This is a genomic window from Pseudomonas lyxosi (genome assembly GCF_047758685.1).
GTDB lineage: Bacteria > Pseudomonadota > Gammaproteobacteria > Pseudomonadales > Pseudomonadaceae > Aquipseudomonas > Aquipseudomonas lyxosi.
Map to the genome: position 1 here is coordinate 3,500,989 of NZ_CP180481.1, position 12,688 is coordinate 3,513,676.

Annotated in this window: 13 protein-coding genes; 8 read left to right on the top strand and 5 right to left on the bottom strand. The window is 59.5% G+C overall.

Annotated features, from left to right (window positions below; genetic code table 11):
* Positions 1–100: 100 nt before the first annotated feature.
* The 3 genes from ACMXYI_RS16020 to ACMXYI_RS16030 all read left to right on the top strand — a co-directional run bounded on the left by ACMXYI_RS16020 (position 101) and on the right by ACMXYI_RS16030 (position 2,314).
* Positions 101–886 (top strand): AraC family transcriptional regulator, encoded by a 786-nt coding sequence (locus ACMXYI_RS16020; RefSeq protein ID WP_415768065.1) that lies wholly within the window; start codon positions 101–103, stop codon positions 884–886.
* Between the two features lie 269 nt (positions 887–1,155).
* Entirely contained in the window at positions 1,156–1,329 is a 174-nt protein-coding gene (locus ACMXYI_RS16025) for a DUF1427 family protein (RefSeq protein ID WP_008035179.1), read from the top strand.
* A gap of 28 nt (positions 1,330–1,357) precedes the next feature.
* On the top strand, positions 1,358–2,314 hold the full coding sequence (locus ACMXYI_RS16030) for a quinone oxidoreductase family protein (RefSeq protein ID WP_415768066.1): 957 nt from the start codon (positions 1,358–1,360) through the stop codon (positions 2,312–2,314).
* A gap of 114 nt (positions 2,315–2,428) precedes the next feature.
* Here the strand turns inward: ACMXYI_RS16030 and ACMXYI_RS16035 are convergent, their stop codons facing one another.
* Together ACMXYI_RS16035 and ACMXYI_RS16040 are read right to left on the bottom strand one after the other, a co-directional pair.
* Positions 2,429–3,451, bottom strand: coding sequence for a purine-nucleoside phosphorylase (locus tag ACMXYI_RS16035; protein ID WP_415768068.1), 1,023 nt, complete (start codon positions 3,449–3,451; stop codon positions 2,429–2,431).
* A gap of 24 nt (positions 3,452–3,475) precedes the next feature.
* Complete coding sequence (locus tag ACMXYI_RS16040) at positions 3,476–4,432, bottom strand: nucleoside-specific channel-forming protein Tsx (protein WP_415768069.1); 957 nt, start codon at positions 4,430–4,432, stop codon at positions 3,476–3,478.
* Between the two features lie 242 nt (positions 4,433–4,674).
* Between ACMXYI_RS16040 and selD the strand changes: the two genes are divergently transcribed.
* The gene (gene selD, locus ACMXYI_RS16045) at positions 4,675–5,709 is read left to right on the top strand and encodes a selenide, water dikinase SelD (RefSeq protein WP_415768070.1); all 1,035 of its coding nucleotides are present in this window, start codon (positions 4,675–4,677) and stop codon (positions 5,707–5,709) included.
* A complete protein-coding gene (gene mnmH / locus ACMXYI_RS16050) occupies positions 5,709–6,812 on the top strand; it encodes a tRNA 2-selenouridine(34) synthase MnmH (RefSeq protein ID WP_415768071.1) in 1,104 nt (367 codons plus the stop codon). The genes selD and mnmH overlap by 1 nt, the downstream gene beginning before the upstream one ends.
* A gap of 144 nt (positions 6,813–6,956) precedes the next feature.
* Here the strand turns inward: mnmH and ACMXYI_RS16055 are convergent, their stop codons facing one another.
* Positions 6,957–7,631: a histidine phosphatase family protein gene (locus ACMXYI_RS16055; RefSeq protein ID WP_415768073.1), complete on the bottom strand. Its 675-nt coding sequence runs from the start codon at positions 7,629–7,631 to the stop codon at positions 6,957–6,959.
* Between the two features lie 357 nt (positions 7,632–7,988).
* Between ACMXYI_RS16055 and ACMXYI_RS16060 the strand changes: the two genes are divergently transcribed.
* Together ACMXYI_RS16060 and ACMXYI_RS16065 are read left to right on the top strand one after the other, a co-directional pair.
* Positions 7,989–8,702 carry a glutathione binding-like protein gene (locus ACMXYI_RS16060; protein WP_415768074.1) on the top strand — a complete coding sequence of 238 codons (714 nt, stop codon included), beginning with the start codon at positions 7,989–7,991 and terminating at the stop codon, positions 8,700–8,702.
* A gap of 18 nt (positions 8,703–8,720) precedes the next feature.
* Complete coding sequence (locus tag ACMXYI_RS16065; protein WP_415768075.1) at positions 8,721–9,563, top strand: PhzF family phenazine biosynthesis protein; 843 nt, start codon at positions 8,721–8,723, stop codon at positions 9,561–9,563.
* Between the two features lie 16 nt (positions 9,564–9,579).
* On the opposite strand, the gene ACMXYI_RS16070 is transcribed toward ACMXYI_RS16065, so the two are convergent.
* A complete protein-coding gene (locus ACMXYI_RS16070; protein WP_415768076.1) occupies positions 9,580–10,200 on the bottom strand; it encodes a LysE family translocator in 621 nt (206 codons plus the stop codon).
* Positions 10,201–10,389: 189 nt separating this feature from the next.
* Between ACMXYI_RS16070 and hemB the strand changes: the two genes are divergently transcribed.
* On the top strand, positions 10,390–11,364 hold the full coding sequence (gene hemB / locus ACMXYI_RS16075) for a porphobilinogen synthase (RefSeq protein ID WP_415768077.1): 975 nt from the start codon (positions 10,390–10,392) through the stop codon (positions 11,362–11,364).
* 131 nt (positions 11,365–11,495) lie between these two features.
* Here hemB and ACMXYI_RS16080 read toward each other — a convergent pair whose 3' ends face one another.
* Positions 11,496–12,665 carry an IS4 family transposase gene (locus ACMXYI_RS16080; protein WP_415768078.1) on the bottom strand — a complete coding sequence of 390 codons (1,170 nt, stop codon included), beginning with the start codon at positions 12,663–12,665 and terminating at the stop codon, positions 11,496–11,498.
* Between the last annotated feature and the right edge of the window lie 23 nt (positions 12,666–12,688).

Sequence of the window (12,688 nt, forward strand, 5' to 3'; positions counted from 1 at the left end):
CGGAAAATTCACTCGAATTGTCAGATGGAGGCCGCCAGTGGCGACAAGGCCGGTGGCTCGTTACCATGCAATATCTGAAATTCCCCAATGATTGCTGCCCATGGCCCTTGCCGCCCCTCCAGACCTGAGTGACACCGATGTGCCCGTGCAACCGCTGGCGCGCACCTATCCGCGCGGCTTGTACATCGAGCCGCATGAGCATGTCTGGGGGCAGTTGCTGTATGCAATGAGCGGGGTGATGTGGGTCGAGACGCCCCATGAAGCGCTGGTGGTGCCGCCGCAACGAGCAGTGTGGCTGCCGCCGGGTGTGCCCCATGGGATTCGCGTGGTCTCGGATTTACAGATGCGCAACATCTACTTGCGGCCCTCATTGGCGGCGACGCTGGATGACACGGTTCAAGTGATCGAAGTCGGCGGACTACTGCGTGAGCTGATCGTCGGGTTGGTGGAGCAGGGCGACGATGGCGCGCCCGAGTATTACGAAGCGCTGGTCGGCCTGGCGCTGCTGGAGCTTAGGCGAGCCAGGCGCTCGCTGCTGAAGATTCCGTTGCCGGATGATTCCGACCGCCGTCTGATGAACCTGTGCCAGGCGGTCATGGCCGCGCCATCGCTGGACATTGCCTTCGAACAACACGCCGAAAACGCCGGTGCCAGCGTGCGCACCCTGGCGCGGTTGTTCAAGGACGGTTTGGGCATGGGCTTCGCCGAGTGGCGGCGCCAGGTGCAACTGGCGACGGCGGTGGCGGAGTTGATCCAGGGCGTGCCGGTCAGTGCGATTGCCCGGGAGCTGGGTTACTCACCGAGCAGCTTCAGCGACATGTTCCGTCGGGAACTGGGCGTCGCGCCTTCGCAATTTTCGGCGAGCCAGCGTCAAGTCGAGGCATAACAAAACTTGTAGCAGCTGGCGGAGCCTGCGTTCGGCTGCGAAGCAGTCGTGAAATCAGGCAACGCGGTGCTTCAGTAATACCGTGCACGCAGGTTTACGACTGCTGCGTCCGAACGCGGCCCGAACCGAACGCAGGCTCCGCCAGCTGCTACACGTTTGCCTTGCATCCGGCATTAGCGCTTTGGCCGAAATTCAGAAGCACTTGGCCGGTGCTCTTCGCTACCGATCTTTAGACTCCGGGCATACCTTAATTAGCCACGGAGTCTGCCATGAGCTACCTCATCTCATTGGTCATCGGTCTGGGCGTCGGTCTGCTCTACGGCGCCCTGGATTTTCGTTCCCCCGCACCACCGGCCATCGCGCTGGTAGGGCTGCTCGGCATGTTGGCCGGTGAGAAGTTGTGGCCAATGGGCCGGCAACTGGTGACTGGCTGGATCTCCTGAACCGTTTATTCATTCGAGGGAAACGCTCATGAAAGCACTGCAATTCGACAAGACTGGTGACCTCGCGGCCCTGCGCTACGTTGAGGTTCCAACCCCCGTCCCCGGCGCCGATGAAGTGCTGGTCCAGATCAAGGCGGCCGGCCTCAACCCCAGCGATGTGAAGAACGTGCTGGGGCGTTTTCCCTACACCACACTGCCGCGGATTCCCGGTCGTGACTTCGCCGGTGTGGTCGTTGAAGGCCCGCAGGCGCTGATCGGTCAGGAAGTCTGGGGCACCGGCCGTGAACTGGGCTTTTTCGCCGACGGCTCGCATGCACAATTCGTCAAACTGCCGGCCGATGGCGTGGCGCAAAAGCCGAGCCATCTGAGTTTTGCCCAGGCGGCAAGCCTCGGTGTGCCGTACACCACGGCGTGGGATGCGTTGGAGCGCAGTGGGGTGACGGCCGAAACCCGGTTGCTGGTGATCGGTGGCGGGGCGGTTGGCACTGCGGCACTGGCGCTGGCCAAGGTGCGTGGCGCTCAAGTCCTGGCAGCGGCGCGGCGGCCGGAGCAGGTCAAGGATTTGCAGGTCCTGGGGTATCAGACGCTGCAACTGGATAAACCCGAGGACCTCGGTGCGCAGGTGAACGCCGTGTATGCCGGAGGCGCCGATATGATTTTCGACACCACCGGTTTCTGGCTGCCGGCCTCGGTCCCGGCGCTGGCCGCGTTCGGTCGTATCGCGATCATCGCCGCGCCGGTGGACGGCCTGGTGCAATTGCCGGCCCTGGCGCTGTATCGCAAGGGCGGTTCGGTGGTGGGGATCAATTCGTTGTTGTACGGCGTCCAGGCGTGTGCGGCGATGCTTGATCAGTTCGGCACGTTCTTCGATCAGGGCTTGTTGCCGTTGCCCGAGGGCTTGTTTGAATCGCCGTTGGAGGAAGGGCTGGCGCGGTATGCCGAGGTGAATCAGGGCGGCAGTGACAAGGTGATTTTGTTGCCGTAAAAAGCATCGCGGGCAAGCCTTGCTCCTACAGGTTTTGTGTCGATCAAAATGATCATGGTCGACACCAAATCTGTAGGAGCAAGGCTTGCCCGCGATAGCGTCCTCAAGTCGAACTCAAACCTCGGGAACACCGCTCTCCCACGCCGACCAGTTCTTCAAAATCTCCTGCACCAACGGATTCCCCGTCCGGTACAGATTCTCCAGCGCCGGCACAAATCCACCTTGATCCGCATACTTGAGCAGGTTATCCACCTCGCTCTGGCCCGGCGCCGGCCGATCAAAATCAGAACCCGCACGCACCACCGCCAAACGCTGGACATCGACCAAACCTTCTCGACTGGCCCGCAGCAGCGCCTCATAGGTGGAGTTGTCTTCCTGCTGCGTCGTGCAGTACTCACCTTTGTTATCGGTCAGCAGTTGGGTCCAGACCTCGGCGCGCTCACTCAGCCGCGTCCCGGAAAACCAGGTATTGCCCGCGAGCGTGTCGCACTGCGTGACCACCGGCGGCTGATTGGCCGGGGCTGATGGATACTTCATGCGCCACGCGGCCGATTCCTTGCTCTCGCTCAGCTCGACTTTGTGGCTGAGGGCAAAGGCCTTGGCCTGCAACTTCGGGTTGAGTTCGAAGACTTCGGTCTTGTAATCCAGCGGCGGCTTTTCATTCGGGCCTTTGGTGTTGATGCCGATATAACCGGTCGGCCAGTCTGTCGGCGCATCCCGGGAATCGATCTCCCACTGGGTACCGAATTCCACCAGATAATGCGCCCACGCGGTGGTGCCAATAGTCCCGTGTTTCGGGCTGATACCGGCAATCCCGGCGATCAGGAAGTAACTTTTGCGCAGGTCGAATTTCGACGACAACGCCAGGGCCAGGGTCGACGCCGCGGCGTTGGTCTGGCCCATGCCGGTGACCATCAGGCATACCTGCTGACCGTTGCAGCGAACGGTCGGGTACTCGGCGGACAGGCCTGGCACTCGCACTTCCTGCTTCAGTTCCAGACGATCAATCCAGTTTTGCGCCTCGGGGGCGAACATGGTGATCAGCATCACTTTCGGCTGGATCGGCGCTTCAGTCGCCCAGGCCGTTGAAGAGAGCAGGGCGGCACAGGCCAGGGAAAGACGCGTCATTGCATGCATAAAACCTCCTGATTCAAACAAGACTTAAAACTGATAACCAACGCCGGCGTAGTAACCCCAACCGTCGGAACGGGCGCGGAAGTTACCGTCGCCGAAATTCAATTCGCTGCCATCCTCCCAGTTGCCGCCGTTGTGGAAATAACGGCCGACCAGGGTGAAACGCAAGTGGGTGAACGAGTACAGCAAGACGTTGGTGGCGACGGTGGCGTTGGCGGTACGAGCCGGGTTGTCCTTGTGCAAATCCGAGCCGAAGTCGAAGTTGGTGAACCCGATGTAGGTCAGTGACGCGCCGTTGCTGAAGCTGCTGATCGGCACGATGTATTTGAGCTGGGCGCGATAGCCGTCCCATGAATACTCGTTGCTGGCGCCGTAGTTTTCCCACTGATAGCGCCCATAGAAATTGGCCGACAGATTGACCCGCGAATGGGTGTCGATGTCGGTGCCCAAACCGCTGTACAGCGTATTGGCGCGGTTGGCGCTGTTACTGCCGTGGTCGTAGATCCAGTCAAAGGCCACGTACCATTCCTTGAACGGCCCGACGGCCAGGCTGCGGCCGGCGAGGTAATCGATGGAAATCCGTGGTTCGTGCTCCATGAACACCGGCGAGCCGTGGTCCCACACGCCTTTGTCATGGCTGTTGCCGATGTCGAAGATCTTCGGAATGTCGATGTAGCCGTACAACTCGAACGGCCCCTTGCGCCCGAAGTACTCGTATTCCAGGTAGATATCGTCGGCCGGTTGTGGGCCGAAACTGATGTCTTTGCTGCCGATGACGGTCAGGTCCTGATTGAACCAGTCCGAGAGGTACACGCCTTTTTTCGGTGGGCTGGCTTCGGGGCTGAGGCTTTCGCCTTGGGCGGATTCTTCGGCGGGGGCGGATTGCGCCAAAACGGTGCTGCTGAGTAGTCCTGTAACGCTGGCCAGCAGCAAGGAAACAGCAAAAGTGCGCGAGCAAGTCACGCGGCTGGACGTGCGGTGCATTAAAAGTCCCTTTTCGTGCGGATCGAAGGCCCGGTTCTGCGGGCTTGCGCGGTTATGTAGCGAAAACGCTTGTATCAGCGACTCGCAAACGTTTGCATAAGGCATACCAGTTTTGCTCAAGGTATGGAAAAGGTTAGGGAATTGGTGGTTTAACTGTCCTTTCGGTCAACGATTCGTGGAGCCTCGGGGGAGACGACGTTGATGTAGACTCTTCGGCACTGACTTCACGAGGTGTGCCCCCCATGAGCGAACCGATTCGCCTGACCCAATACAGCCACGGCGCAGGGTGTGGCTGCAAGATTTCTCCCCAGGTGCTGGAGGTGATTCTGGCCGGCAGCGGGGCGCAGAACCTTGATCCGAAGCTTTGGGTGGGCAACGCCTCGCGCGATGACGCGGCGGTGTACGCCATCGATGAGGAACGCGGCGTGGTGTCGACCACCGACTTTTTCATGCCGATCGTCGACGACCCGTTCGATTTCGGCCGCATCGCCGCCACCAATGCCATCAGCGACATCTACGCCATGGGCGGCGATCCGTTGATGGCGATTGCGATCCTTGGCTGGCCGGTCAACGTACTGGCGCCGGAAATTGCCCGGGAAGTGATTCGCGGCGGGCGTTCGGTCTGCGATGAAGCGGGGATACCGTTGGCCGGTGGGCACTCCATCGACGCGCCGGAGCCGATTTTCGGCCTCGCCGTGACCGGTCTGGTGCAAAAGCGCCACATGAAGCGCAACGACACCGCCACCGCCGGTTGCCTGCTCTACCTCACCAAACCGCTGGGCATCGGCATCCTCACCACCGCCGAGAAGAAGGGCAAATTGCGCCACGCCGACATCGGCCTGGCCCGCGACTGGATGTGCACCCTGAACAAACCCGGCAGCCGTTTCGGCAAACTCGAGTGCGTCACCGCGATGACCGACGTCACCGGTTTTGGTCTGCTGGGGCATTTGGTAGAAATGGCCGACGGCAGCAACGTGACCGCGCGCATCGAGTACGACCGTGTGCCGCGTCTGCCGGGTGTCGAGTATTACCTCGACCAAGGCTGCGTGCCGGGCGGGACGCTGCGCAACTTCGACAGTTACGCCAGCAAGCTTGGGCGTCTTCAGGAAATGCACAAACGCGTGCTCTGCGATCCGCAGACCAGCGGTGGCCTGCTGGTTGCCGTCACCCCCGAAGGCAACGAACACTTCCTCAAAGTAGCCGCCGAGCTGGGCCTGACCCTCGAGCCGATCGGTGAACTGATCGAGCGACAGACAAACGCGGTCGAGGTGTTTTGATGTCCATCGAATTCACCGATTACCGCGACATTTTCCTCAACGACCGACCGATGATGGATGCCCGTGCGCCGGTCGAATTTCTCAAGGGTTCATTCCCCGGCGTCATCAACCTGCCGCTGATGAACGACCACGAGCGGCAACGGGTCGGTACTTGTTACAAGCAACACGGCCAGCAAGCGGCCATTACGCTGGGGCATCAGTTGGTGTCCGGCGAGATAAAAGCCGAGCGCATCCAGGCCTGGGCCGATTTTGCCCGGGCTCATCCTGATGGGTTTGTGTATTGTTTTCGCGGCGGTTTGCGCTCGCAGATCGTCCAGCAATGGCTCAAGGACGAGGCGGGCATCGACTATCCGCGAGTGGGTGGCGGCTACAAGGCCATGCGCAGTTTCTTGCTCGACACCGTCGATCAGGCGGTTGCCCAGTGTGATTTTGTCTTGCTGGGCGGCATGACCGGCACCGGTAAAACCGAAGTGCTTACGCAGTTGCGCAACGGGCTGGACCTTGAAGGTCACGCCCATCATCGCGGCTCCAGTTTCGGTAAACGTGCCACCGGCCAACCCTCCAACATCGATTTTGAAAACCGCCTGGCGGTGGACGTGCTGAAGAAGCGCGCCCACGGCATCGAGCAGTTTGTGCTGGAAGACGAGAGCCGCGCGATTGGCAGTTGTGCGCTGCCGTTGCCGCTGTATCAGGGCATGCAGCAGTTTCCGATGGTCTGGCTGGAAGACAGCCTGCAAGGGCGAGTCGAACGGATCCTGCGCGATTACGTGGTGGACTTGTGTGCCGAGTTCATCGGCGTGCATGGCGATGAAGGTTTCGCGCTGTTTTCCGAGCGCTTGCTGGAGAGCCTGAACAACGTGCAGAAACGTCTGGGCGGTGAGCGTCATCGGCGGATATTGATTTTGATGGAAGACGCGCTGGCGGAGCAGGCGAGCAGCGGGGCAGTGGACCTGCACCGGGGCTGGATCGAAGGGTTGCTTCGCGAGTATTACGACCCGATGTATGCGTTTCAGCGGGAGAAGAAAGGGGCTCGCATTGAATTCGCGGGGGAGCGGACTGCTGTCCTTGAGTATCTGCGAGAGCGCGTTTCCCAGCGAGGATGATGTTGCTTTTTCTGGCCCCATCGCGAGCAAGCTCGCTCCCACATTGGATCTCGGCGATACACAAATTCTGTGTTCACTGAAAATCTAATGTGGGAGCGAGCTTGCTCGCGATGGGGGCCTGACAGGCGCCAAACCTCTTAAAGCTTACGTCGGACAGGTCTCCTGCCCATTATCCAGACCTTGCTTGTAGGCGTGGCTCTGCACACTGGCCTTGCCGTTGTGCCAGGTCAGGGTGAGCACGTACAGCGAGTCGTAGTCGTTGGATTCCCAGTCATCGGTGATGTTCTGTTTCTTGCCGACGGCTTCTCCAGCGACTTTGTTGATCAACTCCGGCAGGTAGCCGGAGGACCAAGCGGTGTAGATGACCGAGTTGTGATACTTGTCGTGGAGCAATTCATCGGCCAGGTCGCTGGTGTCGTTGGCCGAGAAGTTGATGTTCACCGGCAAACCGAGCTTGATCGCGCTGGGGCTGATGGTCATCAGGGGACGGATGTAACTGTAGGAATTGTCCAGTTCGCCTTCCTCGACATTGCGCGTCGGGTTGGCGGCAAACACGTAGTTGGCCTTGCCGAATTTTTCCGGCAGCACGGTGGCCAGGTCGATGGCACGGTTCAGGCCCTGGCAGTTGAGCTGGCCGAGGCCGCCTTCGGGTTTTTCCGCGTGGCGCAGGAATACCAGCGTCTGGGTGCCGTCCGCCGGTTGGGCGCGGCTTTCGCGGGATTCCAGCACCAGAAACAACGCGCTGGCTGCCAGAAAGACGGGCAGCAGTAAATAAGCGCGATGTTTGAAGCGGTTGGCGAATTTCAGAAGGTTCATCATTGAATTAAGGGTTCTTCAGCGCATTTCGTTAAGGCTGACAAACCTTTACACCGCGAATTTCCTGCGTCGGGTGTTTTCCATGTCGTTACGCCGGTCCGTTTTCAAAGGAGGCAGTGCTCAGAGTCCTCTGAAGCCCGTTTGGTTCGATTCCGGCGAAGAGCGCAGCAATGTACCGGTAACCTTTAACGGGTTGGAGTACAGGTTATCGACAGGATGTTGCGGATTTATGGACACAGTACACGTAGTAGTGCTGACGAAGGCAGCAATCTCTTGATCTTCAACATCAGTGAGATTGATACCGGCAAAAGATCTCCTGCATTAAGATCGTCACTCTCAATTTCCTCGTGGATCCTTCCCATGACCGATCTGTCCGCGTTCCCGATTACCCAAAAATGGCCGGCTCAATACCCCGAGTGGATCCAGCTTTACTCCTTGCCGACACCCAACGGCGTCAAGGTGTCGATCATGCTCGAAGAGATCGGACTGCCCTACGAACCGCATCGTGTGGGCTTCGACACCCATGATCAGATGTCCCCCGAATTTCTTTCGCTGAACCCCAACAACAAGATCCCGGCAATCCTCGACCCCCACGGTCCGGGGGACCAACCCTTGGCGCTGTTCGAGTCCGGGGCGATTCTGATCTACCTGGCCGACAAGAGCGGGCAACTGCTGGCCCAGGAGTCGGCGGCGCGATACGAGACCATTCAGTGGCTGATGTTTCAGATGGGCGGCATCGGGCCGATGTTCGGCCAGCTCGGTTTTTTCAACAAATTCGCCGGCAAGGACTACGAGGACAAACGTCCCCGCGACCGCTACGTCGATGAAAGTAAACGTTTGTTAAAAGTTCTTGATGGACGTCTGGAAGGGCGTGACTGGATCATGGGCGAGCGTTACACCATCGCGGACATCGCGACCTTCCCCTGGGTGCGCAACCTGATCGGCTTCTATGAGGCCGGCGAGCTGGTGGGCATCGAGGACTTCCCGAACGTCACGCGAGTGCTGGAGCGCTTTCTGGCGCGGCCGGCGGTGATGCGAGGGCTGGAAATTCCCAAGCAAAACACTTCGATTTGATCAAGACCAAGGCAGGCCATGCACTCATTCGATTTCAAGCAAGTAGATGTCTTCAGCCGTGTTGCGCTCAAGGGCAATCCGTTGGCGGTGGTGTTCGACGCCGATGAGCTCAGCGATGAGCGCATGGCGGCGTTCGCCAGCTGGACCAACCTCAGCGAAACCACATTCATACTCGAACCGCGCGACCCTCGCGCCGATTATCGTGTGCGGATCTTCACCACCCTGAACGAATTGCCGTTCGCCGGTCATCCGACACTGGGCACCTGCCATGCGTGGCTGGAGGCCGGTGGCGTGCCCAAGGGCGAAGAGATCATTCAGGAGTGCGGCGTGGGGCTGGTGCGGGTTCGTCGGCAAGGGGCAGAGCTGGCCTTTCTCGCACCGCCATTGCTCAAAACCGGGCCGGTGGCGGCGGATGTGGTGGAGCGGGTACGGCGGGGGCTCGGGCTGGAATCGGGGGCGATTGTACGCACTGAGTGGGTCGACAACGGTGCCGGATGGCTGGCCGTGATGGTCGAGGATCGCCAGCAGGTGCTGGACCTGCAACCGGATCATTCGCAAATGCTCGGCCTGGCCGTCGGTGTCATCGCGCCATGGCATCCCGAGCGCGATGGCGATGGCGCACAGTTCGAAGTGCGGGCGTTCATCTCCGGCGACGGCATGCCGGAAGACCCCGCCACCGGCAGCCTGAACGCCGGGATTGCCCAATGGTTGCTCAGCGAAGGACTGGCGCCGGCGTCCTATGTGGTCAGCCAGGGCCTGACCATGGGCCGCGCCGGTCGCATTCAGGTCGAGCAAGTGGGCGACGAGATCTGGATCGGCGGCGCGGTGGTGACCTGCATCAGCGGAACCTTGAATCTGTAGTGCTGAGCGTCGCGGCCTAACGGTTACTCGCCGCCAGTTTGATCCCGAACCCGACCAGCGCCATACCGGCGACGCGGGACGCGATTTTTCGCGCCATAGGGATGGCTTTCAAACGACGGGCCGCGGCATTGCCCAGCAGAACCAGCAAACCCTGATACAGCGCGCTGATGAACGAAACATGCAGCATCATCGCGACCAGGGTCAGGCTGGAGGCATCGGGGCGAATGAACAGCGGAAAAAACGCCACAAAAAACAGGATGACCTTGGGGTTGGTCAGGCTCACCGCCAGGGCGGTGCGAAAGTAGACCCGGGCCGACCGTATCGGCTCCAGCCCCGCCGAATCCCGGGACGCTGGCGCGCGTAGCAATTGCACACCGATCCAGCACAAGTACGCAGCGCCGAACCACTGCAGCATCTGGAACAGCAGGGGATTGGCTTGCATCACGGCCGCCAGGCCGATGGCCGCAGCAATCATGTACGTCGCATCCCCCAGCAGCGTGCCACCCACGGCGCCGAACCCGGCGCCCAGGCCATTGCGGGCGGTGGCGTTGAGAATGGCGAAGGTGCCCGGTCCTGGCATTAACTGGAAGATCAGAATCGCGGCAATGAAGCTGCCGTAGTTTTGGATTTCAAACATGCTGCGTCACTCCCTGTGTTGGTTTTGCTCAATCCTGAACGTTGTCTTTAGTTGGCGCAATGAGGTCGGATTATTGCCGGGCCCGTAACAAAGTCTTCCACAATCGATGTTTGTGCCCCTGACCGTTGAGGGAATAAGCTTTGGCCCCCTACGACTTTCGTCTCGTCCTCCGTTTTTCAGGAACCCCTCATGTCCAGTCAGTTCCCCGAAGCACGTCCACGCCGTCTGCGCCGCAATGCGAGCCTGCGCAGCCTGTTCCAGGAAACCGAGTTCAGTTTGAACGATCTGGTGCTGCCGATTTTCGTCGAGGAGGAGATCGACGACTTCGTACCGATCAAAAGCATGCCCGGCGTGATGCGTATTCCAGAGTCGAAACTGGCGGGTGAGATCGAGCGTTATGCCCGGGCCGGGATCAAGTCGGTGATGACGTTCGGCGTGTCGCACCATTTGGACGGCAACGGCAGCGATACCTGGAGCGACAACGGTCTGGTATCGCGCATGTCGCGCATCGCCAAGGATGCGGTGCCGGACATGATTGTGATGTCCGATACCTGCTTCTGTGAGTACACCGACCACGGCCATTGCGGCGTGCTGCACAACCATGAAGTCGACAACGACCAGACGCTGATCAACCTCGGCAAACAAGCCGTGGCTGCGGCCCGTGCCGGTGCTGACGTGATCGCGCCGTCGGCGGCCATGGACGGCCAGGTCCAGGCGATTCGCCGGGCGCTGGACGAAGCCGGTTTCAGCCAGACTGCGATCATGGCCTACTCCACCAAATTCGCCTCGGCACTCTACGGTCCGTTCCGCGAAGCCGGCGGCAGCGTACTCAAAGGCGACCGCAAAAGCTATCAGATGAACCCGATGAACCGCCGCGAAGCCGTGCGCGAATCACTGATGGACGAGCAGGAAGGCGCCGACGCGCTGATGGTCAAACCGGCCGGCGCCTACCTGGACATCATCCGCGACATCCGTGAAGCCTCGCGTTTGCCGCTGTCGGCGTATCAGGTGAGTGGCGAGTACGCGATGATCAAATTCGCCGCCCAGGCCGGGGCGATCGATGAGGATCGGGTGGTGCGTGAGAGCCTTGGCGCGATCAAGCGTGCCGGGGCTGATCTGATCTTCACTTACTTCGCGATGGACCTGGCGCTGGCCGGGATCTGAGGTCTTGACGTGATCGTTCCCACGCTCCGCGTGGGAATGCCTCAATGGACGCTCCGCGTCCGCTTCTGGGACGCGGAGCGTCCCTGGCTGCATTCCCACGCGGAGCGTCACTAGTGTCCGGTAAAACCTTTTCAAAGCTGAAGGCTGCCTTGGGCAGCCTTCAGCTTTGTTCGCTTTTGCCTTCGCTGTTCAAGGTGTTCAATGCTTAATGGGCGTTCGAACAAGCTGTGGGTTAGCCGAATGGCAAAGTCTGAAATAGATCCCGAGCAACCTGAACGGCGCTGATAAAGATGCAGCAAAAGATAGGTAATCAAGGCGCTGTAGATCTGCAAACGAACGGCATTTTCAGAGAAGCCGAAATACCGTTTGAGCTTGAGGTTTTGCTTGATCCACTTAAAAAACAGTTCGATCTGCCAACGTTGTTTGTACAGATCGGCGATCTCCTCCGCTGAGCGAGAGAAGTCGTTGGTGACCAGAATCAATGGCGTTTCGTGGTCCTCTCGGCGGATCTGAACCCGACGCACAGCCTGATTTTGGTAGAGATTCGGACGTCGAGTGTTCAGGTATTTCTTCCCGAACAATACCGATTCGTCCGCCTCAATGAATTCGGGTGCATCCTTTTCCCTCAAATTTTCTACCGGCTTTAGATTGGCGTTTTTCTTCAGTCGGGTGACGAAGAAAGAACCCATCTGATCAATCTGGTGCCACCAGTTGTAGTCGCAGTAACCCTTGTCGAAAACGTACGTCATACCTGCTTCAAGCGGCATGGTCAGGGCATCGCTCAGATCGTTGACGTTGGCGGCGGTGATGTTTACGTAAGTCGGGGCTGTTTGCTGTGGATCGATGGCCACATGTACCTTCAAGCCTTGGGTTATGCGGGTTTTCGTCGCGGTGGTCCATTCGTCAAAACCGGGTCCGCGCAGGCTGATCGAGGTCGAATCGATCAGGGTGATCATGGCTTCGAGCGACTTGCGCTGCTTGCGGCCAATGCCTTGAAGCAAGTGCTCACAGGCCAGCCGAAACGGCTCTGAGCTGCGCTTGTTCAACGCATCACAAAGGGTCGAACGCACCATGTTCTTGGCGTTGAGGTGGTGGCGATGGGGTTGCAGCGACTGCGAGGCTGTCGCCAACGTACGCAAGCTTTTGGCTTGCGTCAGCTGACCGTAAATCAGCGTGACGAGCAGATCCCAGGACGTGAATTGTTTGGCGTAACGATCAGCGCCACAGCGTTTGACGGCGGCTTTGAAGAGCTGATGAGGAAGGGCTTGAAGCATTTGCGCAAATCGAGTGCTGCTGAACATGGGCGAAAATCAAGTCTGAAAAC

Coding starts and splice junctions, on each gene's coding strand:
- ACMXYI_RS16020 (WP_415768065.1), top strand. CDS start 101: ATGGCCCTTGCCGCCCCTCCAGACCTGAGTGACACCGATGTGCCCGTG.
- ACMXYI_RS16025 (WP_008035179.1), top strand. CDS start 1,156: ATGAGCTACCTCATCTCATTGGTCATCGGTCTGGGCGTCGGTCTGCTC.
- ACMXYI_RS16030 (WP_415768066.1), top strand. CDS start 1,358: ATGAAAGCACTGCAATTCGACAAGACTGGTGACCTCGCGGCCCTGCGC.
- ACMXYI_RS16035 (WP_415768068.1), bottom strand. CDS start 3,451: ATGCATGCAATGACGCGTCTTTCCCTGGCCTGTGCCGCCCTGCTCTCT.
- ACMXYI_RS16040 (WP_415768069.1), bottom strand. CDS start 4,432: ATGCACCGCACGTCCAGCCGCGTGACTTGCTCGCGCACTTTTGCTGTT.
- selD (WP_415768070.1), top strand. CDS start 4,675: ATGAGCGAACCGATTCGCCTGACCCAATACAGCCACGGCGCAGGGTGT.
- mnmH (WP_415768071.1), top strand. CDS start 5,709: ATGTCCATCGAATTCACCGATTACCGCGACATTTTCCTCAACGACCGA.
- ACMXYI_RS16055 (WP_415768073.1), bottom strand. CDS start 7,631: ATGATGAACCTTCTGAAATTCGCCAACCGCTTCAAACATCGCGCTTAT.
- ACMXYI_RS16060 (WP_415768074.1), top strand. CDS start 7,989: ATGACCGATCTGTCCGCGTTCCCGATTACCCAAAAATGGCCGGCTCAA.
- ACMXYI_RS16065 (WP_415768075.1), top strand. CDS start 8,721: ATGCACTCATTCGATTTCAAGCAAGTAGATGTCTTCAGCCGTGTTGCG.
- ACMXYI_RS16070 (WP_415768076.1), bottom strand. CDS start 10,200: ATGTTTGAAATCCAAAACTACGGCAGCTTCATTGCCGCGATTCTGATC.
- hemB (WP_415768077.1), top strand. CDS start 10,390: ATGTCCAGTCAGTTCCCCGAAGCACGTCCACGCCGTCTGCGCCGCAAT.
- ACMXYI_RS16080 (WP_415768078.1), bottom strand. CDS start 12,665: ATGTTCAGCAGCACTCGATTTGCGCAAATGCTTCAAGCCCTTCCTCAT.